At 70.3% G+C, this 26,665-nt stretch carries 3 protein-coding genes; all 3 read left to right on the top strand.

Features of this window, described 5'->3' with window-relative positions; all coding sequences use genetic code 11:
• Positions 1-2 precede the first annotated feature (2 nt).
• The 3 genes from OZ403_RS23420 to OZ403_RS23410 are packed head-to-tail and all read left to right on the top strand — an operon-like array spanning position 3 to position 26,520.
• The gene (locus OZ403_RS23420; RefSeq protein WP_268781786.1) at positions 3-15,545 is read left to right on the top strand and encodes a type I polyketide synthase; all 15,543 of its coding nucleotides are present in this window, start codon (positions 3-5) and stop codon (positions 15,543-15,545) included.
• Positions 15,542-21,976 (top strand): type I polyketide synthase, encoded by a 6,435-nt coding sequence (locus OZ403_RS23415; RefSeq protein WP_268781785.1) that lies wholly within the window; start codon positions 15,542-15,544, stop codon positions 21,974-21,976. Before OZ403_RS23420 ends, OZ403_RS23415 begins: the two co-directional genes overlap by 4 nt.
• Positions 21,973-26,520: a non-ribosomal peptide synthetase gene (locus OZ403_RS23410; RefSeq protein ID WP_268781784.1), complete on the top strand. Its 4,548-nt coding sequence runs from the start codon at positions 21,973-21,975 to the stop codon at positions 26,518-26,520. The genes OZ403_RS23415 and OZ403_RS23410 overlap by 4 nt, the downstream gene beginning before the upstream one ends.
• The last annotated feature ends 145 nt before the right edge of the window (positions 26,521-26,665 follow it).

Below are 26,665 nucleotides of genomic sequence, written 5' to 3'. Positions count from 1 at the left end.
ACATGGCAAATCGCACTGACGATTCGAACGAGCTGTCTCCCGCCAAGCGCATGCTGGTGGCGCTGGAGAAGATGCAGTCGCGGCTGAATGCCGTGGAGGGAGCCGCGAAGGAGCCCATTGCCATCGTGGGCATGGCGTGCCGCTTCCCGAAGGCGGATGACGTGGAGGCCTACTGGCGTCTGCTCGAAGGGGGCGTGGATGCCGTGCGGGAGATTCCGCTCGAGCGGTGGCCTCGGGAGGACGTCTCCGGCCTTGGGGAAGGCGCGATGCGCTGGGGTGGCTACCTGGACGCGGTGGATGGCTTCGACCCGGGCTTCTTCGGCATCTCCCCCCGCGAGGCCGTGCGGATGGACCCCCAGCAGCGCCTGCTGCTGGAGGTGGCGTGGGAGGCGCTGGAGGACGCGGGCCTGGACGTCGACAAGCTGTCGGGAAGCCGCAGCGGCGTCTTCATCGGCGCCTGCAATGACGACTACCACTGCATGCAGGTGGAGCAGCCGGAGACGGGTGACGCGTTCAGCGCCACGGGCGTTGCCGCCAGTGTCCTCTCCGGCCGCCTGTCCTATCTCTTCAATTTCCAGGGACCGAGCTTGGTGGTGGACACGGCGTGCTCATCCTCCCTCGTGTCGCTCCACCTGGCCTGCCAGAGCCTGCGGGCGCGCGAGTGCAACATGGCGCTCGCCGGTGGCGTGAACCTGATTCTCTCGCCGCAGTCGGTGCAGCTCGTGGCCAAGCTCCAGGCGCTCGCACCAGATGGCCGGAGCAAGGCGTTCGACGCCTCCGCCAACGGCTTCACCCGTGGCGAGGGCTGCGGCATCGTCGTCCTGAAGCGTCTGTCGGATGCGCTCGCGGACGGCGACCACATCCTGGCGACGATTCGCGGCTCGGCCATCAACCAGGACGGCAAGTCGACCGGGCTCACCACGCCCAACGTGCTCTCTCAGCAGGCCCTCATCCGCCAGGCGTTGGACAGCGCGGGGCTGAAGCCGGAGCAGGTAAGCTATGTGGAGGCGCACGGCACTGGGACGCCCATCGGTGACCCCATCGAGGTGGAGGCGCTGCGCGAGACGTACGGAGCGCCTCGCGCGGATGGTGGCGTGTGTGGCATCGGTTCGGTGAAGACGAACCTGGGACACCTGGAGTCCGCGGCGGGCGTGGCGGGCATCATGAAGGTCGTCCTCGCGATGCGTCACCAGCGCATCCCGGCACACCTGCATCTCAAGCAGGTGAACCCCCGTATCCAGATGGAGGGCAGCACGCTCACCATCCCCACGCGCCTCACGCCGTGGGAGACGTCCGGACAGCCCCGCCGCGCGGGCGTCAGCTCGTTCGGCATCAGCGGCACCAACGCCCACGTCATCCTCGAAGAGGCACCCGCTCCGGCGGCGAAGGAGGCGCTGCCACCGCGGCCGGAGCTGTTGCCCCTGTCCGCGCGCAGCCGTGAAGCCCTCCAGTCCCTCGCGGAGCGTCATGCGGAGCGCCTGGGCCGCGGTGGGGCGGCGAGCCTCTCTGACGTCTGCTACACGGCGTCGTCCCACCGCACGCATCACTCTCACCGGCTCGCGGTGCTGGCGGACGCTCCCGAGCGCACGGCGGAGCGGCTCCGGGCCTTCGCGCGAGGCGAGCTGCCCGAGGGCACCTGGACCGGCCGCAAGGCGTTCGGCGCGCGCCGGAAGGTCGTCTTCGTCTACCCGGGGCAGGGCGCGCAGCGCGCAGGCATGGGCCGGGCACTGATGGAGCAGGAGCCGGTGTTCCGGGACGCGCTCGTCCAGGTGGACCAGGCGCTGCGGCCTCATCTGGGCTGGAGCGTGCTCGACGAAATCGCCGCGGACGAGCAGCGCTCGCGCCTGGCGGAGATCGACATCAACCAGCCGGTCCTCTTCGCCGTCGAGGTGGCGCTGACAGCCCTGTGGCGTTCGTGGGGCATCGAGCCCGACGCGGTGATGGGGCACAGCATGGGCGAGGTCGTCGCCGCGCACGTCGCCGACGCGCTGAGCCTGGAGGATGCCTGCCTCATCATCTGCCACCGCAGCAAGCTGATGCGGAGCCTGGGCGGCCGAGGCACGACCATGGCGCTGGTCGAGCTGTCGGCGGAGGAGGCAGAGGAGGCCATCCGTCCCTGGAGCGGCAAGCTCTGGCTGGGCGGTCTGAATGGCCCCCGGTCGCAGGTGCTGTCGGGCGAGCCGGAAGCGGTCCAGGAGGCAATCGCCACGCTGGGGCAGCGCGGCGTCTTCACTCGCTGGGTGAAGATGGACGTGCCGTCGCATACGCCGTTGGTGGAGGTCATCAGCCGCGAGCTGGAGGGCCGCGTGTCGCGCATCTCTCCGCGCGCCGCGCAGGTGCCCGTCTGCTCCACCGTGACTGGTGAGTTCCTGGACGGGGCCAGACTGGACGCCGCCCACTGGGGCAACAACCTCCGTCTCCCGGTGCGCTTCGAGGCCGCTACACGGCGGCTGCTGGCGAGCGAGCACACGGTGTTCATCGAGGTGAGCCCGCACCCAGTGCTGCTCCCGGCCGTCGAGCAGACCCTGGGCGCCGCGGACGCGGAGGGCGTGGTGCTGGCGTCCCTGCGGCGTGGAGAGGACGAGCGGCACACGATGCTGTCCTCGCTGGGCGCCCTCTACACGACGGGCCACCGCGTTGCGTGGAACCGGCTGTACCCGGGCAAGGGCCAGCTCGTGCCGCTGCCCACGTACCCCTGGCAGCGCGAGCGCTTCTGGATGGAGTCAGTGTCCCGTGCGGCGCGGACGTCGAGGTCCACCTCCGGGCATCCACTCATCGGTGAGCGCATCGACCTGTCCGCGCACGGGGATGTCTCCCGGCTGTGGCAGGTGCAACTGGGCCCGAAGCACTTCCCGCTGTTGTCGGAGCATCGTGTCCAGGGAGTGCCCGCCCTGCCCGCGGCGGCCATGGCCGACATGGCGCTGAGCGCGGCCAGACAGACGTTGGGGGCGCCCGTCTCCCTGGAGGAGGTGAGCTTCAGCGCGCTCATGGCGTTCCCGGAGGACGAGGAACGGGTGCTCCAGCTGTGGCTCTCCACGGAGCGTTCAGGGACGCACGCGTTCCGGCTCTTCAGCGCGCCCGTGCTGCGGGAGACGCCGTCGGATGAGTTGAACTGGACGCTCCACGCGGAAGGCACCCTGCGTCAGGGCGACTCGGCGATCGCGGAGCCGGCTGGACTGGAGGCGTTGCGTGCGCGGCTGAGTACCCCGGTGTCGGTGGAGGCGCACTACCAGGGCCTTCGCGACATCGGCCTGGACTATGGCCCCAGCTACCGTGTCGTCACGGAGCTCTACCGCGCGGACGGTGAGGCGCTGGGCCGCGTGCGGCTCGCGGGCGAGCGGACGGGAGAGGACGCCCGGTACAGCCTGCACCCCGCGTTGCTCGACGGTTGCTTCCAGGTCCTGGCGGCGGCGCTGGGCGGTGTGGACGGCGAAGGCGGCGTGTATGTCCCGTCGTCCTTTTCCCGGCTGCGCGCCCTGGCTCCGGCGGAGGCAGCACTCTGGAGCCACGTTCGCATCGTCAATGGGGCCGCTTCGGGGGCAAGCGCCATCGAGTGCGATGTCACCCTCCTGGATGACGAGGGACGGGTGGTGGCGGAGGTGCATCGGCTGGTCTGCAAGAAGGTCTCCGCGGCCAGCAAGCCCGTCGATGAAGTGGACCGCTGGATGTACTCCGTTCAGTGGCAGTCGCAGCAGCGCGTGGTTCGGGAGGACGCTGGAACCGCGCGCGGTGCGGGCCGGTGGCTTGTCTTCGCGGACGCGCGTGGTGTCGGCCAGTCCCTGGCCCGGACGCTCTCGGAGCACGCGGAGACCAGTGTCGTGGTGGAGGCGGGGCCTGCCTACGCGCGGCTCTCGGAAGACCACTACCGCGTCAACCCATCGCGCCTGGAGGACTTCCAGGCGCTCCTCAGAGACGCCTTCAGCGAGCAGTCGCCGTGCAAGGGCATGGTGCACCTGTACGGGCTCGACGTGGCGTCCAACGTGGCGGAGCCAGAGTCCTTCGAGCAGGCCGTGACGCTGAGCGCAACCAGCGTGGTGTCCCTGCTCCAGGCGTGGGCCCAGCGGGGCTGGCGAGACGCACCGCGCCTGTGGCTGGTGACGTCGGGCTTGCACGTCCTCGCCCAGGATTCGGCGCCGGGTGCTCCGGGGGCCGCGCCTCTCGCGGGCCTCGCGGCCGTCATCACCCATGAGCACCCGGAGCTGCGCTGCGCCCATGTGGACCTGAGCGCGCAGCCGTCCCCCGAGGAAGTCACGTCGCTGGCCGCGGAACTCCTGGAGGACAGCGCGGAGGACCGGATTGCGCTGCGCGGAAGTCAGCGCCATGTCGCCCTGTTGGGGCGGGGTGTTGCTGCTGGGCAGGCGACGGAGCCCCGTGAACTCTCGGCGGAGGGCACGTACCTCATCACCGGCGGCCTGGGCGGGCTCGGGCTGGAAGTGGCGAAGTGGCTCATCCAGCGGGGCGCCCGGCACCTGGCGCTCACTGGCCGGAGCGCGCCCACCGACGAGGCGAACCGGACGCTGGGCGAACTCCGGGCGAACGGCGCCGACGTGCGCGTCTATGCGGCGGACGTCACCCACGCCGACGACGTGACGCGCCTGCTGGCTTCGCTGGGGGCGGAGCTGCCGCCGCTGCGCGGCATCGTCCACGCGGCCGGTGTCATCGCCGATGGTGTGCTGGCGCAGCTCGACGCCGAACGGCTTCGTACAGTGCTGGCTCCGAAGGTCCAGGGCGCCTGGAATCTGCATGCCCAGACGCTGGGCCGTCCGTTGGACTTCTTCGTGATGTTCTCTTCCGCGGCGTCGATGCTCGGCTCGCCGGGGCAGGGCAACTACGCGGCGGCCAACGCCTTCATGGATGTGCTCGCGCACCACCGGCGTGCGGCGGGACTCCCCGCGTTGAGCGTCAACTGGGGCCCTTGGGCCGAGGTGGGCCTGGCCGCGGTGGCGACGAACCGGGGCGACCGCCTGGCCTTGCGCGGCGTGGGCAACATGCCGCCAGCACAAGCCCTGGACGCACTGGGGCGCCTGCTGGCGAAGGAGGCCGCGCAGGTGGCCGTGGTGCCGCTCGACCTGCGGCAGTGGCGTGAGTTCTACCTGAGCGCGGCGCAGTCGCCCTTCCTCTCCGTGCTGATGCAGGAACGGGTGAGCACGCCGGCTTCGCGCAAGGGCACCGCGCGGGAGATGCTCGCGGCGGCGGAGCCTTCCCAGCGGCGGGGATTGCTGGAGGGCTACCTGCGCGAGCAGCTCGGGCGCATCCTCCGAATGGAACCGGCGCGCATCGACCCCGAGCAGCCGTTTGGCGACCTCGGAATGGACAGCCTGACGGGACTGGAGCTGCGCAACCGGCTCGAGTCCGGGCTGAAGCTCACGCTGTCCGCGACGCTGGCCTATGCCTATCCCACGGTGCAGACGCTGACGGCGCACCTGTTCGGCAAGCTGGAGCCCGTCCTTGACGCCGAGTCGCGCGTCACAGCGCGTCCGGTGGTGAAGGAGGCGCAGGCCGCTCCCGCGGTGGGCGCGACGGCGCAGGGCCCCGAGTTGCTCGCCATCGTCGGCATGGGTTGCCGCTTCCCGGGCGGCGCCAACGACCCGGAGGCGTACTGGCGGCTGCTGAGTGAAGGCGTGGACGCCGTCCGCGAGGTGCCCGCCGACCGCTGGAAGAGCAGCACGGACGCGGCGGAGCACAAGGGCACGCGCTGGGGCGGCTTCCTGGAGCGCGTGGATGGCTTCGACCCGGAGTTCTTCGGGATTGCGCCACGCGAGGCCGTGGCGATGGACCCGCAGCAGCGCTTGCTGCTCGAGGTCGCGTGGGAGGCGCTGGAGGACGCGGGCCTGCCGAAGGCGCGCTTGTCGGGCACGCGGACGGGCGTCTTCGTCGGCGTCTGCGGCAATGACTACGCGATGCTCCAGGCGGAGCGCGACGTGGAGGGCGACGTCTACTCCGTCATCGGCTGCTCCAACAGCGTGATTGCCGGGCGGCTCTCGTACCTGCTGGACCTGCGGGGGCCGGCCATGTCGGTGGACACGGCCTGCTCGTCCTCGCTGGTGGCACTGCACCTGGCTGGCCAGAGTCTGCGCAACCGCGAGTGCGACGCGGCGCTCGTGGGCGGCGTCAATCTGCTCCTGTCCCAGCGCCCCAGTTCCTGGCTCTCCAAGCTGACCGCGCTGTCTCCGGACGGCCGATGCCGGACCTTCGACTCACGGGCGAATGGCTTCGTCCGGGGGGAAGGCTGCGGCGTCGTGGTGCTGAAGCGGCTCACCGATGCGCTGGCCAGCGGGGACAACGTCCTGGGCGTGATTCGCGCCTCGGCGGTGAACCAGGACGGTGGCTCCACCGGCCTGACGACGCCCAACGTGCTGTCGCAGCAGGCCCTGATTCGCGAGGCCCTGACCGCGGCCCAGGTGTCGCCCAAGGACATTGGCTACATCGAAGCCCACGGCACCGGCACGCCGCTCGGCGACCCGATAGAGGTGGAGGCCCTTCGGGAGACGTATGGCCACCGGCGCGAGGATGACTCGCGCTGCTTCCTCGGCTCCGCGAAGACGAACATCGGTCATCTGGAGGCGGCGGCCGGGATGGCGGGCCTCATCAAGGTGCTCCTCGCGCTCCGGCACGAGGCCATTCCGAAGCACCTGCACTTCAAGGCGCTCAACCCTCGCATCTCCATCGAGGACACGCCCTTCGCCATCCCGACGCAGCAACAGCCTTGGCCGGCCTCACCGCGGCGCCGTTACGCGGCGGTGAGCTCCTTCGGCATCAGCGGAACGAACGCGCACGTGATTGTCGAAGAGGCGCCCGCGTCTTCGCCCGTGTCCGAGGCCACCCATTCCGCCGCGCGGCTGCTCACGCTGTCCGCGAGGAGCGAGGGCGCGCTGCGAGCACTGGTTCGCTCGTACCACGCGCTCCTGGCTCAACCTCGGGACGCGGCGCCGCGGCTCGAAGACCTGGCCTACACCGCGGCGCTGCGGCGCAACCCCCACGAACACCGGCTCGCGGTGGCCGGTCGTACGGCGGCGGAGTGGGACGCGCAACTCCAGGCGTTCCTCGAAGGCGGGGCGCCGCCGTACTTGTCGACGGGCGTCGCGGAGGGTCGCCGGGAACAGGTCGTCTTCGTCTTCGGAGGCCAGGGCTCGCAGTGGCAGGGCATGGGGCGTGACCTCTTCGCGAGCAACGAAGCCTTCGCCGCCGCGTTGCGTGACGTGGACGCGGCGCTGGCTCCGCACACTCGGAACTCCATCATCGACGCGCTGATGGCGGACGGGCCCGAGTCCCGTCTGGATGAGACAGAGGTGGCACAGCCCGCCATCTTCGCCATCCAGGTCGCGCTCGCGGCCGCATGGCGTGCGCTGGGCGTCGTCCCGGCCGCGGTCGTGGGGCACAGCGTGGGTGAAGTGGCCGCCGCGCACGTGGCCGGGGCGCTGAGCCTGTCCGAGGCCGCTCGGCTGGTGGCGCAGCGCAGCCGCATCATGCAGAAGGCGACGGGGCAGGGGCGCATGGCCTCCGTGGAACTGTCTCCCGAAGAGGCTCAGCGTGAGCTGGCGCCCTATGCGGACCGGCTGTCGGTAGGTGCCATCAACGACGCCCGGAGCGTCGTCCTGTCGGGTGAACCGGCGGCGCTCGGAGCACTGCTCGAAAGCCTGCGTGCGCGAGGTGTCGCCACGAGGGACCTGGGCGTCAACTACGCCTTCCACAGCCACCAGATGGAACCGCTCCAGGCCGAGCTGACCCAGGTCCTGGGTCACATCGAAACGCGGCCGACGTCCGTCCCGATGTTCTCCACGGTGAGTGGCAAGGCCATCGACGGCACGGCACTCGACGCGGCCTACTGGGCGAGCAATGTCCGAGAGACCGTGCGGTTCTCAGTGGCGGTGGAAGCGCTGCTGGAGGAAGGGCACCGGCTCTTCGTCGAGCTGGGGCCACAGCCCGCGCTCGGCCGATACGTGACGCAGGCGCTGGGACGCCGTGAGCTGGAAGGCGCGGCGGTGCCGTCGCTGCGCAAGGGGCGGGACGGCCAGACGGTGATGCTGGGCGCGCTGGGTGGGCTCCACGTGAAGGGCTACCCCGTGGAGTGGAGTCGGCTCTTCCCGGATGGAGGCCGTGTCGCGCCACTGCCGCTCTACCCATGGCAGCGCTCGCGGTACTGGATTGACGATGCCCCCGTGAAGACGCTGACCCGGGCCTCCGTGGCACGGAGCGCGGACACGTCGAGCGTCCAGCGCCCGGATGGCTGGGTCTACGACATCACCTGGCATGTGCGTGAGCGGGGGGCGCCTGCGCCGCATGTGCCCAGGGGCGAGGGAGCCTGGCTCGTCTTCGGGAACCGTGAGGGTGTCGGTGCCTCGCTGGCGGCCCACCTGGAAGCCCAGGGCGAACCGTGCTGGCTGGTCGTCCCCGGGGAGGTCGCGGCCGTCGAAGGCCAGAAGGTGCGGTCCATCCACCCGGACAGCGCGGAGCACTACGCGCAGTTGCTCCACGACGTGGGCCCGGTGAAGGCCGTGATTCACCTGTGGGGCGCGGACACCGTTTCCGGCGCGGAGCCCACGCTCGCGGAGGTGGAGTCCGCGCAGAAACGAGGCGTCCACGCGGCGTTGCGGCTGGTGCAGGCCCTGGTGAAGTCACCGTCCGCGAGCGGCGCCCGGTTGTGGCTGTGCACGCGGGGGACCCAGCCGGTGGGCAACGTCACGAGCGGCTCGCCCGTGCAGGCGCCGCTGTGGGGCCTGGGCCGTGTCCTGGCGCTGGAGCACCCGGAGGTCTGGGGCGGTCTGCTGGACCTGGACCCCGCCGTGCCGGAGGGCGAGGTGGAAGCGCTGTGGCGCGAGCTGTCCGGCGCGGATGGCGAGGACCAGGCGGCTTTCCGAGATGGCACCCGTCACGTGGCTCGGCTGGTTCCCTCGGCGCCTGCAGTCGGAGATGCCCGCCTCTCGCTTCGCGCGGATGCGACGTACCTCGTCACGGGTGGCCTGGGCGGATTGGGACTCCACGTGGCACGCTGGCTCGTCTCCCAGGGCGCGCGGCACCTCGTACTGCTGGGCCGGAAGGGACTGCCGAGCCGCGATGCGTGGGCCGCCATTCCCCGCGACAATGATGTGGGCCGGCAGGTCACCGCCATCGAGGCCATGGAAGCGGAGGGCGCCGTCGTCCACGCCCTCAGCGCGGATGTGGCGGATGCGGCGCGCATGTCGGAGGTCATCGACGCCGTCCAGCGGGGACCGGCTCCGCTGAAGGGCGTCATCCACGCCGCGGGCGTCTCCTCGCAGATATCCTTGGAGGCCATGGACGAGGCGGCGCTCGCCTCCATCCTGCGCCCGAAGGTGGCGGGTGGCTGGGTGTTGCACCAGCTCACACAGGGGCTGGACCTGGACTTCACCGTCTACTTCTCGTCGGGCTCGGCCGTGTGGGGCTCGGCGCAGATGGCGCATTACGCCGCGGGCAACCAGTTCCTCGACGCGCTGGCACACCACCGCCGCGCCCGGGGCCAGCACGCGCTGAGCATCAACTGGGGACCGTGGGCGGCCGAAGGAATGGTCGCCGAGGAAGGACTGCGCTGGTTCGAGCGCATCGGCGTGCGCGGTGTCACCGTGGAGGGCGGGCTCCAGTTGCTCGGAGCGCTGCTCACCATGGACGTGACGCAACGGAGCGTCGCGCAGATTGACTGGAGCCTCTTCAAGTCTGTGTACGAGTCGCGGGCGCCTCGGCCGCTCCTGGAGGTGCTCGGTGCGCCCTCCGTGCCCACGCCGGTGGCACCGGTGGACGGCAGCGAGACGCTGGCGCAGTTGCGCCACGCCACGCCAGCGCGGCGCAAGGAGTTGGTGACGTCGTGGGTGCGTGAGGAGGTGTCCCGAGTGCTGGGCTTCGCCTCCAGCGCGGCGGTGAAGCTGGAGCAGGGCTTCTTCGACACGGGCATGGACTCCATCACCGCCGTGGAGCTGCGGCGCCGGCTGGTGGCGCGCTTCGGTGTCCAGCTCCCGTCCACCATCGCCTTCGACCGTCCGACCGTCCTGGCCCTCTCCACGTATCTGCTGAAGGACGTGCTCCGGCTGGATGTGGAGGCGAAGGAGGAGGCAAGCCGCGTCATCAGCAACGCGACGGAGCCCATTGCCATCATCGGCATCGGCTGCCGCGTCCCGCAGGCCTCCGGCCCGGACGCCTTCTGGAAGCTGCTGGAGGGCGGCGTGGATGCCATCCGCGAGGTCCCCGCCTCGCGCTGGAAGGTGGACGACTACTACGACGCGCGGCCGGGCGTCCCTGGCAAGACGTACACGCGCTGGGGCGGCTTCCTGGACGACGCTGACCAGTTTGACGCGCAGTTCTTCGGGATTGCGCCTCGCGAGGCCTCGAACATGGACCCACAGCAGCGCCTGCTGCTGGAGGTCGCCTGGGAGTCGTTGGAGCACGCGGGACTCGCGCCCGCGCGGCTGGCCAACACCAAGACGGGGGTGTTCGTCGGCATCGGCAGCAACGAGTACGCGATGCTCAACGGCGTGGGGAGCGCATCGGCGGCGGGTGACGCCTATATCGCCACCGGCAATGACGCGAGCTTCGCCGCGGGCCGGCTGGCCTATCTGCTCCGCTTCCAGGGGCCGGCGATGAGCCTCAACACGGCGTGCTCGTCGTCACTGGTGGCCGTGCACCTTGCCTGCCAGGCCCTGCGTGGTGGAGAGGCCAACCTGGCGCTGGCGGGTGGCGTCAACATGACGCTCGCGCCGCACTCCACCATCTACCTGGCGCAACTCCGGGCCCTGTCCGCGGACGGCCGGTGCAAGACGTTCGACGAATCCGCCGACGGCTACGTGCGCAGCGAAGGCTGCGGCATGGTCGTCCTCAAGCGCCTGTCGGATGCGAAGCGGGATGGCGATGACATCCTCGCCGTCATCCGTGGCTCGGCCGTCAATCACGATGGTCCGAGCAGCGCGCTCACCGTGCCGAACGGGGATGCCCAGCAGCAGGTCCTCCGCGCCGCCCTGGCCAACGCGAACGTCGCGCCCTCGGACGTGGACTACATCGAGGCGCACGGCACGGGCACGTCGCTCGGCGACCCCATCGAGGTCCGCGCCGTGGCCAACGTGCTCGGCGAGGGACGCACGCCTGAGAAGCGGCTGCTGATGGGCTCGGTGAAGACCAGCATTGGCCACCTGGAGGCCGCGGCGGGCATCGCCGGGCTCATCAAGGTCGTCCTGGCGCACCGGCACGGCGTGATTCCTCCGCACCTGCACCTCAAGAAGCTCAACTCGCACATCGAGCTGAACGGCTTCCCGCTGGACATCCCGACGCAAGTCACCGCCTGGCCGGAGCGGGCGCGTCCACGAATCGCCGGCATCAGCGCCTTCGGCTTGAGCGGCACCAACGCGCACATCCTCGTGGAGGAGGCGCCTCGGCCGGAGCCCGTCAAGGCGCAGGCCGAGCGCGGTGCGCAGGTGCTCGCGCTCTCGGCGAAGTCGAAGGGGGCGCTCGCGCAGCTCGCGGTCCGAGTCGGGGAGCACATCGCCCAGCGCCCGGAGCTGTCGCTCGCGGATATCGCCCACGCGGCGAACACCCAACGCACGTCGTTCTTCCACCGCATGGCGCTCGTGGTGGAGACGGCGGAGCAGGCCCGGGAGCGACTGCAGGCCTTCGCGCGGGGGGATGAAGTCCCCCGGCTGGCCCAGCACCGCTTCGAGGGTGAGGAGCCCAAGGTCGTCTTCGTCTTCACGGGACAGGGCGCGCAGTACGCGGGCATGGGTCGTGAGTTGTACGAATCGGAGCCTGTCTTCCGCGCGGCCCTGGACCGGTGCAATGCCCTGCTCGAGGGCGAGTGGAGCGACTCACTCCTCTCTGTGATGCACGGAACGGACGCGCGCATCGACGACACGGGGTACACGCAGCCGGCGCTCTTCGCGCTGGAGTACTCCCTGGCGGAGCTGTGGCGTTCCTGGGGTGTCGAGCCCTGGGCGGTGCTGGGGCACAGCGTGGGCGAGTACGTGGCCGCGTGTGTGGCGGGTGTGCTGGAACTCGAGGACGCGCTCCGGCTCATCACCAGACGCGCGCGGCTCATGCAGGCGCTGCCTCGCAACGGGGAGATGGTGTCCATCACCGCGAGCGAGGCGGTCGTCGCGCAAGCGCTGACCCCGTACGAGGACCGGGTGTCGATTGCCGCGGTCAACGGACCCGCGGACACCGTCATCGCGGGCGAGCGTGAGGCAGTGGAGGCCCTCTCCGCCGCGTTCCAGGCGCAGGGCCTCAAGGCCCGGCGGCTCACCGTGTCCCACGCGTTCCACTCGCCACTGATGGATCCGATGTTGGATGCCTTCGAGAAGGCGGCGGGACACCTCACCTTCCGGGCGCCGCGCATCCACCTGGCGTCCAACGTCACGGGGCAGGTGCTAGGGGAGGGCACGGTGCTCGACGCCGGGTACTTCCGCCGCCACGTCCGAGAGGCCGTGCGTTTCCATGACGGACTCAAGGCGCTGCGGGCATTGGGAGGAACCGTCTTCGTGGAGGTCGGCCCCCATCCGACGCTCACGGGCATGGCGCTCAAGAGCCTTGGGGACGACGCGGGCACCTGGCTGCCATCACTGCGCAAGGGACAGCCCGAGCAGGCGCAGATTCTCTCCAGCCTGGCCACGCTCTACACCCAGGGCGTGGACGTGGACTGGGGTGCGCTGAACGGCGATCGCCACCGCACCCGTGTCGCGCTGCCCGTCTACCCGTGGCAGCACCAGCGGCACTGGCTGGATGTCTCCAAGACGTCCCGAACGGTCTCGACGCTCACCACCGCGCAGTCGCTCGTCGGTCAGCGGGTGCGCTCGCCCTTGAGCAAGTCGCTGGTCTTCGAGGGACGCTACAGCGCGCAGTCGCTGCCGTTCCTGGAGGACCACCGGCTCTACGGCACCATCGTCGTGCCCGGCTCGTGCCACATCGCGCGCATCATCGCGACGGCGGCGCAGTCATTCGGTGCGGGGCCGTACACCATCGAGAAGTGCGTCTTCTCGCAGCCCATCGTGCTCGCGGACGACGAGGAGCAGCTCGTCCAGCTCGTGCTCGCGCCCAAGGGAAAGGGCCGGTACGACTTCGAGCTCTACAGCCTCTCCGCCACCGCCGACGAGGAGACCGAGGGATGGCTGCTGAACGGCACGGGAACGCTGTCGGTGGGAGACGGGCTCGCGCGTCCCGCGCCGCTTTCTCGACAGGACATCGAGGCACGCTGCTCACGTCAGCTCGACGGAGGGCTCTACGAGCGCAACTGGGACATCGGCTTCAATCTGGGGCACGCGTTCCGCTGGATTGAGCGCATCCATAGTGGGGGCCGCGAGGCGCTGTGCCAGATGCGCCTGCCCACGGAGCAGGATGACCGGAGCCTGTACGTCCACCCGGGTCTGGTCGACTCGTTCCTGCAGGCGATGGGAACGGACCTCATCCGCGAGGACGCGATGCTGAGCACCGTCTACGTCCCCATCTCCGTGGAGCGCTTCCGCTTCCATGCGCAGCCGACCGGCCCCGTCTGGGCCTACGCCGTGCGACGGGACGCGGAGGAGGCGGTGGGAGAGGTCATCACCGGCGACGTCCTCGTGGTCGACGCGGATGGACAGGTGCTCATCGAGATTGAGGGGCTGAAGCACAAGCGAGCACCGCGCGAGGCCCTGATGGCGGTGCTGCGCCACGGCCAGCGGGATTCACTCTACGAACTCGGCTGGAAGCCGCAGCCCGTGCCCGAGGCGGCGCCCGAAGCCGGTCGCTGGATTGTGTTCGCTGACACCTCGGGCACCGCGGAGGCGCTCGCCGAGCGCATCCTGAGGCAGGGCGGCCGCCCGGTGCTGGTCCACCCGGGAGCGGCGTTCGTCCGTCATGGTGAAGGGCGCTTCACGCTGGATGCCCAGCGGCCGGAGGATTACGCGCGGCTGCTCCAGGAGGCGGTGCTTCCCGGCGAGTCCCTGGGCGGCATCGTCCACCTCTGGGCGCTGCGTGGACCCGGTGGCGAGCATGTGGAGGTCCTGCGAGAGGCGCACCAGTTGGGGGCGGGCAGCGCGCTGTCCCTGGCCCAGGCGCTGGCGAACTCCGCCTTCACCGCGCGCATCTGGTGGGTGACGCGGGGCGCCCGAGCGCTCGACACGCGTCCCACGCCCCTGGCGATGGAGCAGGTCCCTCTCTGGGGCCTGGGCGCCGTCTTCTCTCAGGAGCACCCCGAGCTGTGTGGCGCGCTCATCGACCTGGACCCCTCCGCCCCGGGTGACGCGGCTGCCGCCATCTGGCGCGAGCTGGGCGCCACCGACGGTGAGCGGCAGGTGGTGATTCGCGAAGGGCAACGTCACGTGGCCCGCCTTCGCGCCTCGAGGGATGTGGCTCAGGCGGAGCTGCCCCGCCTGAACCCGGAGGCGAGCTACCTGCTCACGGGCGGGCTTGGCGGCCTGGGCCTCGCGCTGGCCGGGTGGATGGTGGATCAGGGCGCCAGGAACCTGGTGCTCATCGGACGCAGCTGCCCCAGTCCCGACGCGCAAGAGGCCATTCGCGCGCTGGAGACGGCGGGCGCGAAGGTCCTCGTGCTCCAGGCGGACGTGTCGAAGCAAGAGGACGTCCGTCGCACCTTGGACGAAGCGGAGAAGCTGGCGCCTCTGCGGGGCGTGGTCCACGCGGCGGGTGTGCTGGATGACGGCGTCCTCCTGCAACAGGACTGGAAGCGGTTCACCCGGGTGCTCGCGCCCAAGGTGGATGGGGCGTGGCACCTGCACATGTTGACGCAGGGCAAGCCGCTCGACTTCTTCGTCCTGTACTCGTCGGCGTCGTCGCTGCTGGGGGCGCCGGGGCAGGGAAGCTACGCGGCGGCCAATGCCTTCTTGGACGCGCTGGCGCACCACCGGCGTGCCCTGGGGCTTCCGGCGCTGAGCATCAACTGGGGGCCCTGGGCCGAGGTGGGCATGGCCGCGGAGCTCGCGTCCCGCTACCAGGCACAGGGTGTAGAGGCCTTCACCCCGGCCGAGGCGCTGGAGGCCTTCGGCAAGGCCTTCAGCCGCGCGCAGCCGCAGCTCACCCTGTTGCAGGTGCAGTGGTCTCGCTACCTGGCGCAGTTCTCTCGGGGGGCGGCGCCCACGCTGCTCGCCGATGTCGCGGGACAGGTGCGTGCCGAGCCCGAGGCGGACGGCCCGTCGGCTTCCGAGCTGCGGCGCCGGCTCGACACCGCGGAACCCCGCCAGCGCATGGCGCTGCTGCTGGAGCACGTCCTGGACGCGGCGGTGCGGGTGCTCGGCCTGGATGCCTCCACGCCGCTGGAGCCCCGGCAGCGGCTGTTCGAAGTGGGCATGGATTCGTTGATGGCGCTGGAGCTGCGCAACCGGCTGCAGAAGACGGTCGGTGCGTCGCTGCCTTCGACGCTCGTCTTCGACTACCCGACGGCGGAGGCCATCGCGGCCTACCTGCTGGGCGAAGTCTTCGGCCAGGAACCGCAGCCGGCCGCGGAAGGACAGGGCGCGGCTCAGGACACGGTGCTTCTCGATCGAATCATGGAGCTGTCGCCGGATGAGCTTGCCGCCTCGCTCGAAGCGAAGCTCGCCGCACTGATGGAAGAAGGAACATGAGCAACCCGCCAAAGTCAGCTGAACCCTCCGCGTTGCAGCGCGCCGCATTGCTCGTGGAGAAGATGCAGGCCCGCCTCGATGCGGTGGAACGCGCCCGGACCGAGCCCATCGCCGTCATCGGCATGGGGTGCCGTTTCCCCGGTGGCGCTGTCGATGGACCGTCGTACTGGCGAATCCTTCGAGACGGCGTCGACGCGCTCCGCGAGGTGCCCGAGTCCCGCTGGGACGTACAGGGCTACTTCGACGCGACGCGCGGGATGCCGGGGAAGATGTACGGCACCCGCGGTGGATTCCTCGATGACGTGGAGCACTTCGACGCAGAGTTCTTCGGCATCGCGCCCCGGGAAGCGGCGAGCCTGGACCCGCAGCAGCGCATCGCGCTGGAAGTGGCGTGGGAGGCCCTGGAGAACGCGGGTGTGGCGCCCGGTCAGCTCATGGGCAGCAAGACGGGCGTCTTCATGGGCGTGATGTCCAGCGACTACATGGCGCGCCTGCTCAAGGAGAACGACGCGACCCGCTTCGACGGGTACATGGCGACGGGCAACGGCTACAGCTTCGTCCCGGGCCGGATTTCCTACGTGCTGGGCCTGCAGGGGCCGTGCATGCCGGTCGACACGGCGTGCTCGTCCTCGCTGGTGTCGCTCCACCTGGCTTGCGAGAGCCTCCGGCGCGGCGAGTCGAATCTCGCGCTCGCGGGCGGCGTCAATCTCATCCTGTCCCCTGAGACGACCGTCTGCCTTTGCAGCATGCAGGCGCTCGCGAGCGACGGCCGCTGCAAGACCTTCGACGCGGCGGCTGACGGGTACGTGCGCGGGGAGGGCTGCGGCATCCTCGTGCTCAAGCGGCTGTCGGACGCACAGCGCGATGGCGACGACATCCTCGCGCTGATTCGTGGCTCCGCCGTCAATCATGACGGGGCCAGCGGCGGACTGACGGTGCCCAACGGACCGTCGCAGCAAGCCGTCGTGTCGAAGGCGCTGGAGAACGCGCGCGTGCCGCCGGCCCTCGTGGGCTACATCGAAGCCCACGGCACGGGGACGCCGCTGGGCGACCCCATTGAACTGCGGGCCCTGGGGGCCGTGCTGGGCAAGGGACGTCCGGAGGACCGGCCCTTCTTCATCGGCTCGGTGAAGACGAACATCGGCCACCTGGAGCCGGCCGCCGGAATCGCCGGCGTCATCAAGACGATTCTGTCGCTCCAGCACCGGGAGATTCCACCGCACCTGCACTTCCACACGCCCAATCCCCACGTGGAATGGGACCGCATCCCAGCGCGTGTCCCCGTCGAGCGCGTCCCTTGGCCGGCCCACGAGGGGCGGCGTATCGCGGGCGTGAGCTCCTTCGGACTGAGCGGCATCAACGCGCACGTGGTGCTGGAGGAGGCCCCTGCGCCCGCGGCCACGCCCGCCGCTTCCGAGGCCGATACCGCGGAGCTCGTCGTCCTGTCCGCCAAGACGGAGCCAGCGCTGGCCGACCTGGCCCGGACGTGGAGCACGTTCCTGAAGAGCGAGGACGTGGGGGCGCTCGCGGACCTCAGCTACACGGCGGCCCTGTGCCGCACGCACCATGACCATCGGCTCGCGCTCGCGGCGAAGTCCCCGCGGGAGCTGGCCGCGCAGCTCGACGCGTTCGCCGCCGGAGAGAGCCACCCCGGCTTGTCCGTCGGGCGCCGGAGCAACAGCCAGAAGGTGGTCTTCGTGTTCCCCGGCCAGGGCTCACAGTGGCTCGGTATGGGACGGCAGCTGTACGCCCAGGACACGACCTTCCGTGAGGCCATCGACCGGTGCCACGAGGCGCTGGGCCGCTACACGGACTGGTCGCTGCGCGAGCTGTTGACGAGCCCCGGGCAGCAGCCGCGTTGGAATGACATCGACGTCATCCAACCGACGCTGTTCGCCTTGCAGATATCGCTCGCGGCGGTGTGGCGTTCACTGGGCCTGGAGCCGCACGCGGTGGTCGGGCACAGCATGGGTGAGGTCGCCGCGGCCCATGTCGCGGGGGCGCTGTCGCTGGACGACGCCGCGCGCATCATCTGTGAGCGCAGCAAGCTGCTCCGGCGGGTCAGCGGCAAGGGCGCCATGGCGGTGGTGGACCTCTCGCGCGAACAGGCCGAGGCGGAGATTCGGGGCGCGGAGGACCGGATTGCCATCGCCGTCAGCAACGGCCCGAAGGCCACGGTGCTCTCGGGAGACCCGGCGGCGCTGAAGGATGTGCTGGAGCGCCTGGAGAAGCGCGAGGTCTTCTGCCGTTGGGTGAAGGTGGACGTGGCGTCCCACAGCCCACAGATGGACCCGCTTCGGCAGGACTTGCTGGAGCGGATGGCTGGTATCCGTCCCACGGGAAGCACGGTGCCGCTCTACTCGACGGTGACGGGGGCCCCCATCGACGGCCGGGAGCTGAGCGCCGCGTATTGGGTGCGCAACCTGCGGCAGCCCGTGCTGTTCGCGGACGCGGTGCAGCGTCTCATCCAGGATGGGAACGTCCTGTTCATCGAGTTGAGCCCGCATCCCATCCTGGTGCCCTTCGTGGACGCGATGCTGCGGGAAGGCGACGCCTCTGGCCGAGGCCTGGTCGTCCCGAGCCTCCTTCGGGAACAGGAGGAGTGGCCGTCGCTGCTCGCATCCCTGGGCGCGCTGGCCACCCGAGTGGACCGCGTGGATTGGCTCCGGCTGCATCCGGACAAGCGGCGGCGCATCGCACTGCCCGCGTATCCCTGGCAGCGGGAACGGCACTGGCTGGAGCTGGGGCCCACGCGTGCAGCGCGAGGCCGCTTCGTGCGCTCGGGGGGGCATCCGCTCCTGGGCACTTCGTTCACGACCTCCGTGCAGCAGGAGACTCGCTTCTGGGAGTCCACACTGAGCGCGAGTGAGCCCGCGTTCCTCGCGGACCATCGCGTGGCGGGCTCGGTGGTGGTGCCGGGAGCGGCCTATCTGGAGATGGCGCTGTCCGCGGCGCACGCGATGTCGGGAGGCACCGCGCACGAACTGGTCGACACCTCCTTCAAGGAGGGCCTGCTCCTGCCCGAGGGCCAGGAGCGCACCGTCCAACTGGCGCTGCACGGCGAGCAGGGCCGCACCCTGACGTTCCAGCTTTCGAGCCAGAAGGCGGAAGCGACGGGGTGGATGACGCACGTCGTGGGCCGGCTCCGCCTCTTGGAAGCAGGGCACGCGGGGCAGGCGTCCGAGTCATTGGAGGCCATCCGCGAGCGATGCCCCGACATCCTGACCCAGGCGGCGCATTACGAGACGCTGGCACGCAACGGCGTGGCCTACGGGCCCGCGTTCCAGGGCGTGCAGCAGGTCTGGCGGGGGCGAGGGGAGGCGCTCGGCCACCTCCGCCTGCCGGAGTCATTGGCCACGCGGGCCCCGGCGTATCGAATCCATCCCGCGTTGCTCGACGCCTGCTTCCAGCTGGTGTCCGCCGCGGTGCCTTCGGAGGACGTGCCACAGGATGCGGGGCCCGCCGTCCCGGTGGCGCTCGAGAACCTGCGGCTTCACGCACAGCCCGCGACGGAGGCTTTCTGCCACGTCCGGATGCGGACACCCGAGGGCACGCGCCGAGGCGTCTACGAGTTCGACCTCGTACTGCGCGATGCGTCCGGCACGCTGCTGCTGGAGGCGCTGGGGCTGCGGGTTCAGCAGCTGGACGCTCCCGTGGCGGATGCGGAGGGCAGGGACCTCTACTTCGCTCCGGAGTGGCGCCATGCCTCCTCCATCGAGCAACCCCCTGCACAGGGAACCGAAGCGGGCGGACGCTGGTTGCTCATCGCGAATGGCTGCGAGCTGGCGGACACGGTGGAGTCACAGCTCCGCGCCCGCCAGGGCGAAGTCACCCGTATCGACCTGGGTGGCTCCAGGCCGGGCCGCCGCACCGTGGACGTGTCGTCGCCGATGGCCTTCGATGAGGTGCTGGCGGAGACGTTCGGCAAGGGGGCCGCTGCGCGCGGCGTGATTCACCTGACGGGCCTGGAATCGGGCGACGTGGACCCGTTGATGGGCTGCGGCGGCGTCCTGCATCTCGTGCAGGGGCTCTCCCGAATGGGCCTGTCGACTCCGCCCCGTCTGTGGATGGTGACGAAGGGGGTCCACCACGGTTCGGACAGCCGTTCCGCTTCGGACGTCGTGCAGGCCCCGTTGTGGGGCCTGGGGCGCACGCTCGCGCAGGAGCACGCCGAGCTGAAGTGCACTCGGGTGGATGTGTCCGCGGTCATGAGCACTGAGGACGCCACCGGCGCGCTGGTGCGCGAGCTGCTCGTGGCGGACGCGGAGGAGGAAATCTCCCTCCGCCCTGATGGGCGACATGTCGGCCGCATTGTCCGTGGCGTACCCGGCAGGGCCTCCCATGAGGCCATCGTCCCCGCCGAGGGCCAGTCCTTCCGGGTCGAGCGTGATGCTCAAGGACGCCAGGAGTACCGGTCCGCGGTCCGCCGTCCGCCTGGGCCTGGAGAGGTCGAGCTCGAAGTCGATGTGGCGGCGCGTCCGGAGCTGGGCGGGCCGTCGAACCCGGAGCGCTGGGACGAAGCAGGTGCCACCGCATGCAGTGGGCGCATCGTGGCCGTGGGCGAGGGCGTGAACGACGTCACCGTGGGCGAGGATCGCATCGCGCTGGTGACGTCGGGCCTCGGGTCGCATCTGTGCGTGCCCGCTGGGAACACCGCGCTGCGTCCGCCCTCGTCGTCGCACGAAGAGGCCGCGGCGCTGGCCGCGACCGTGTTGCCTGTCTGGTACGGCCTGTTCCACCTGGGACGCGTGGAGAAGCGAGACCGTGTGTTGGTCCTCGGTGCCTCGAGCGGACTTGGGCGAACGGCCATCCAGCTTGCTCGGCGCATGGGGGCGGAGGTCTTCGCCGAAGCCGCGACGGGCGACCAGCGGGCCTCTTTGCGGGAGCTCGGCGCTGCCCACGTCGTGGACCCCAAGGACGCCTCATTCGCCACGGGGCTGTTGGACATGACGGGGGGCCGTGGGGTGGACCTGGCCGTCATCGCGCCGGGCGCTGTCGGCCTCGAGCCGAGCCTCGCCGTGCTGGCGGAGGGGGCTCGCGTCATCGACCTGCGAGGGACGTCCGAAGCGCCCTCGGCCGGGGATGCGAACGTCGCGTGGTGCATGGTCGACGTGCACACCTTCGCGCGACGCAAGCCCGACCGGTTCGCCCGGCTGTGGCGCGAGGTGAAGGATGCCTTCGAAGCCGGGGGCCTGCCTTCCGCCGTGGAGGAGGTGAGCACGCTCACCCTGAATCATCCCGGGGCACGCGTGGTGGTGCCGGCCACGGGGGCTCGGCGACTCCGTGCGGATGGGACGTACCTGGTGACGGGCGGCCTGGGAGGACTGGGCTTCGCGGTGGCGAAGTGGATGGTGGAGCAGGGCGCGCGTCACCTCGTGCTCCTGGGCCGTGACACCACGTTGACGCCAGCGCAGCAGGCGGACGTCGCCGCGCTCGAAGCGGCGGGGGCGCGTGTGCGGGTGATGGGGGCGGATGTGTCCGAAAGGGCTCAGCTGGCTCGGGTGCTCGCGGAGATTGCCGAGGGCGGCACCCCGCTGCGAGGCGTCATCCACGCGGCGGGTGTGCTGGATGACGGCGTCCTGTTGCAGCAGACGGTGGAGCGCTTCCGCCGGGTGATGGCGCCCAAGGTCCTCGGTGGTTGGAACCTGCATGTCCTGACGCGCGACCTGCCGCTCGACTTCTTCGTGCTGTACTCGTCGGCGGCCTCCCTGTTCGGCGCACCAGGGCAGGGGAACTACGTGGCGGCCAATGCCTTCCTCGACGCGCTGGCCCATCACCGCCGGGTGCTGGGGCTGCCGGGCCTGAGCATCAACTGGGGACCCTTCTCCGAGGTCGGTCTGGCCGCCGCGCAGTCGAACCGGGGAGAGCGCCTGGCGCAGCGGGGCTCCGACAGCCTGACGCCCGCGGAAGGCAACGCCATCCTGGGCCGGCTGTTGGATGGCGACGTGACGCAGATGGCGGTCATGCCGCTCGACCTCCGCAAGTGGGTGGAGTTCTATCCGCGAGCGAAGTCCTCGCCATGGCTGTCGGAGCTCGTCCCGGCCAGCGCGGGGGAGGGCGTGCAGGCCGCCAGGGAGGTTGCGCTGCTTGAAGCCTTGCGGACGGCGACACCTCGGGACGCGCGGGTGGCGCTGGAGAAGTTCGTTCGCGAGCAGCTGGGCCGGGTGCTCCGGCTCGACTCCGCGCGCATCGACGCAGAAGCGCCGCTCCAAGGCTTCGGACTCGACTCGCTGATGGGGCTCGAGCTGCGCAACCGGTTGGCGTCGGGACTGGGGCTGTCGCTCCCGGCGTCACTGATTTGGAAGCACCCGACCCTGGATGCGCTCTGTGCGCATCTCCAGAGTGAAGTCATGGATCGCGCCCTGGCCGAGACGCTCGCAATCCAGGCAGAGGCGGCCGCAACCAACGACAACGAGGTCTTCGTCCTATGAGTGTACGGGAACTGTTGGGCACCCTCGCGGCCAGGGGCGTTCGCCTGCGTGTCGACGGTGACAAACTGGTGGTGGAGGCGGGCAAGGCCGTCCTCACGCCGGAGCTGCGGACCGAGCTGGCGGCGAACAAGGCCGATATCCTGACGTTCCTGCGCAAGCACACCTCGCGCGACGAGGCGGGCAGCGGCCCTGAGCAGCCCGTCGCGAGGCCCCAGGTCATCCCACTGTCCAGCGGCCAGGAGCGGCTCTGGTTCCTGGACCGGCTGTCACCGGGGACCGCGCAGTACAACGTCCACCTGGGGCTGCGGGTACGCGGCGCGCTGGACACGGTGGCGCTGCGCCGGAGCCTGGACGAGCTGGTCCGCCGGCACGAGGTCCTCCGGACGTCCTTCCCGGAGGTGGACGGAAGTCCAAGGCAGGTCATCGCATCGCCCGACTTGGGCGCGGCGCTGAGCGTCGTGGAGGTGCGGGGGCTGACGGAGGCGCAGCGTGACGAGGAGGTCCACCGGCGCTCGGAGGAACTGGCCCAGCAGCCTTTCGACCTGGCCCAGGGGCCCCTGTTTCGCGTGACGCTGGTGTCCCTTGACGACCAGGACTCCGCGCTCTTCGTGACGAAGCACCACATCATCACGGATGGCTGGTCGCTCGGAGTCTTCGTCCGGGAGCTGTCGGCGCTCTACGCGTCCTTCGTGGGGGGACAGGCCGCGGCCCTGCCGCCCGTGTCCATGCAGTTCGCCGAGTCGGCCCTGCGTGAGCAGGCATGGCTGGCGGGAGCCTCAGGTGTCCGGGAACGGGCCTTCTGGAAGGAGACGCTCCAGGGGCTGCCGCCGCTTCAGCTCCCCGTGGACCGGGGTGTCTCCAGCGCTACGAGCCACCGCGGCGCGACCGTGCCCGTGGCCTTCTCGCCCGCGCTGAGCGAGGCGCTGCGGGAACTCGGCCAACGTGAGGGGTGCAGCCTCTTCATGGTGCTCTACGCCGCGTTCGCCGCGCTCCTGCACCGCTACTCGGGGCAGCTCGACTTCGGCGTGGGGACGGTGACCGCGAACCGCGGGAGCGTGCCTCCGGACCTCATCGGCTTCATCGCCAACACGCTGGTGCTCCGGAGTGACGTGTCCGGGGACCCGACCTTCTCGCAGTGGCTGGCCCGGGCGCGCAAGACGGTGCTCGACGCCCAGGACCATCAGGCGCTGCCCTTCAGTGAAGTGGTGAAGGCGGTCGGCGCATCGCGTGAGGGCGGGCTCAACCCGCTGGTGCGTGCGTGCTTCACGCTGGAGAACATCCCCGCGCCCACGCTGGACCTGCCCGGGACGCGCTGGTCATTCCTGGGCGGAGCACCCGACGGCAGCGTGGAGGGCGTCGCCAAGTTCGAGCTGTCGCTCATCCTGGCCTCCGGCGAACAGGGCTTGGCTGGCATGCTCGAATACTCGCGAGAGGTCTTCGACGCCTCGACGGCGGAGCGGATGGTGGGCCACCTCCAGGTGCTGTTGGAGGCCGTCGTCGCGAAACCGGAGGCGCCACTGTCAAAGCTGCCCGTGCTGTCGGCGGAAGAGCGGACGCGGCTGCTCACGGCGTGGAACGGCCCGGTGCTCGGCGTCCCGGCGCTGTGCATGCACGAACTCATCCAGGCCCAGGTGGAGCGAACGCCGAACGCCGTGGCCGTGGTGAGTGGAACGCGGACGCTGACCTACGCCGAGCTCAACCGCCGGGCGAACCAACTGGCCCATCACCTGCGGCGGCTGGGCGTGCGGCCCGAGGCGCGAGTGGGGCTCTGCGTCGAGCGGACGGAGGACCTCGTCATCGGCCTGCTGGCCATCCTCAAGGCCGGCGGCGCCTATGTGCCACTGGACCCCGCCTACCCGAAGGAGCGGCTGGCGCTCATCCTCGAGGACGCGCAGGTGCCCGTGCTGCTCACGCAGCAGCGGCTGCTCCCGGAGCTTCCCGCCACCGAGGCACGCGTGGTGTGCCTGGACGCCGATGCCGCCGCCCTCGGCGCCGAGCCGGAGATGAACCCCGGGCGTGTCACGACGCCCGATTCGCTCGCGTATCTCATCTACACCTCGGGCTCCACCGGCAAGCCCAAGGGCGTGATGATTGACCACCGGAACGCCGTGGCCTTCTTGCAGTGGGCCCAGAGTGTCTTCTCGCCGGAGTCGTTGGCGGGGACGCTGGCGTCGACGTCCATCTGCTTCGACCTGTCCGTCTTCGAGATCTTCACGCCCCTGTGCTGTGGGGCGAAGGTCATCGTCGCGAAGAACGCGCTGGAGCTGCCCGAGCTGCCCGCGGCGAAGGAGGTGACGCTCATCAACACCGTGCCCTCGGCGATGGGCGCGCTGCTGCGAGGGGGTGGGGTGCCGGCGTCGGTCACCATCGTCAACCTGGCGGGCGAGGCGCTGGCCGGAGCACTGGTCGACTCCATCTACGCCCTGGGCCACGTGAGAGATGTCTTCAACCTCTACGGCCCGAGCGAGACGACGACCTATTCCACGTTCACCCGTGTGAACCGGGGCGAGACGCCGACCATCGGCCGGCCCGTTGGAAACACCCAGGTCTACGTGCTGGATGCGAACCGGGAGCCCATGCCCGTGGGTGTGCCGGGCGAGGTCTACATCGGCGGGCATGGTGTCGCGCGGGGCTACCTGGGCCGGACGGAGCTGACGGCGGAGCGGTTCGTCACGTCTCCATTCGCCGGAGACGCGGGCGCGCACCTGTACCGGACAGGGGACCTGGCGCGGTGGCTGCCGGACGGGCAACTCGAATACCTGGGCCGGATGGACCACCAGGTGAAGCTCCGCGGCTTCCGCATCGAGCTGGGTGAGATTGGCGCGGCGCTGCAGGAGCACCCAGGCCTCCGCGATGCGGTCGTCGTCGTGCGAGAAGGTCCAGGCGCGGACAAGCAGTTGGTGGCGTATGTGGTGGGCCGCGACGGGAAGGCCCCCGAGCCGGGTGCGCTGCGCGACCACCTCAAGTCCCGGCTGCCCGAGTACATGGTGCCCTTCGTGTTCGTGAGCCTGGAGGCCTTGCCGCTCACGCCGAACGGGAAGGTGGACCGCGCCGCGCTCCCCGCGCCGGAGCGTGTGGGCTCCGGGACGGCGAAGGCCCACGTCGCGCCGAGAACGCCTGGGGAAGCCACGCTGGCGGACATCTGGCGTCAGGTGCTCGGGGTGGAGCAGGTGGGCGTGCACGACCACTTCTTCGAGCTCGGAGGCCACTCGCTGCTGCTCTACCGGGTGCTCGTCCTCGCGCGGGCCGCGTCGGGAGCGGACATCCCGCTGAGGGCCCTGTTGCAGTCGCCGACGCTGGAAGAGATGGCGCGCACCATCGAGGCCGCGAAGACGGGCTCGCTGCCAGTCCACGACGTGGTGGCGGAGCTGGAGGCGGACGCCGTGATGGAGGCCGGGCTGCTGCCGGGAACGGCGCTTCCGCCCACCTCCGGGCCCGCGCGCGCCGTGCTGCTGACGGGCGCCACGGGCTTCCTCGGCGCATTCCTGCTGGAGGAGCTCTGCCGGAAGACGCAGGCGCGCATCCATTGCCTGGTCCGCTCCAAGTCGGAGCAGGAGGGGATGCAGCGGATTCGCAAGAACCTGGAGAGCTACTCGCTGTGGCGCGACGACCTGGCGTCGCGAATCGTCCCGGTCCGAGGGGACATCGGCCAGCCCCTGCTGGGCCTGTCGGAAGCAGAGTTCCAGCGGCTGTCGGAGGACGTGGACGCCGTCTACCACAACGGTGCGCTCGTCAATTTCATCTACCCCTACGAGTCGATGCGCGCCGCGAATGTGCTCGGCACGCGGGAGATTCTCCGCCTGTGCATGCGCACGCGCATCAAGCCGCTGCACTATGTCTCCACGGTGTCGGTGCTGCCCGTGGGGCGCCAGCTTCCCTTCCGCGAAGATGAGCCGCTGGAAGCCGCCACGAGCCTGGTGGGCGGTTATGCCCAGAGCAAGTGGGTGGCGGAGAAGCTCGTGCGTGAGGCCTCGCAGCGAGGACTCCCAGTGACGATTCACCGGCCGGGGCGGGTGACGGGGCACAGCCAGACGGGGGCGTGGAACACGGATGACCTGGTGTGCAGGACCCTCAAGGGTTGCGTCCAACTGGGGAGTGCGCCCAGCGTGGACGCGCTGCTGGATGTGACGCCGGTGGACTACGTGAGCAGCGCCATCTTGGACCTGTCCCTGCGTCCCGAGTCCCTTGGTCAGACCTTCCACCTGGTCAACCCGCAGTTCGTGCGAGCGGACGAGATGTGGAGCCACATGCGAGCCTTTGGCTACGGGCTGCGCGTGCTCCCCTATGACGAGTGGCTCGCGGAGCTCGGCCTCGCGGCGCCGTCCGACCGTGAGCTGGGAGACCTGCTTCTGTTCCTCCAGCAGGTGCCGCCCGAGGACCGGAGCGTGGGTGGACCGCGCATGGTGGTCTGTGACAGTGGTCACACGCTGAAGGCGCTGGGAGGAACAGGGACGTCGTGTCCGTCCGTGGATGCCACGTTGATTACGACGTATCTCTCCTCGCTGGTGCAGCGCGGCTTCCTGGCTGCGCCCGAGGGGCGGTGAAGGCCTGGGCATCGACCTGACAGGTTGGTGCCCACCGGCTCCAAAGACAGACGCAGGCGTGCTGCCCAAGCCTCGTCGGGCGGAAGCGGTAGACTGAGGAGCAATGCCGCTCCCGCATTCGTGCGGGGCGGTCCCCCTCATTTCG

This window comes from Myxococcus sp. NMCA1 (assembly GCF_026810205.1).
Classification (GTDB): Bacteria; Myxococcota; Myxococcia; order Myxococcales; family Myxococcaceae; genus Myxococcus; species Myxococcus xanthus_A.
The sequence above is the reverse complement of the archived record's forward strand: the minus strand, read 5'-3'. Positions and strand labels throughout refer to the sequence as shown.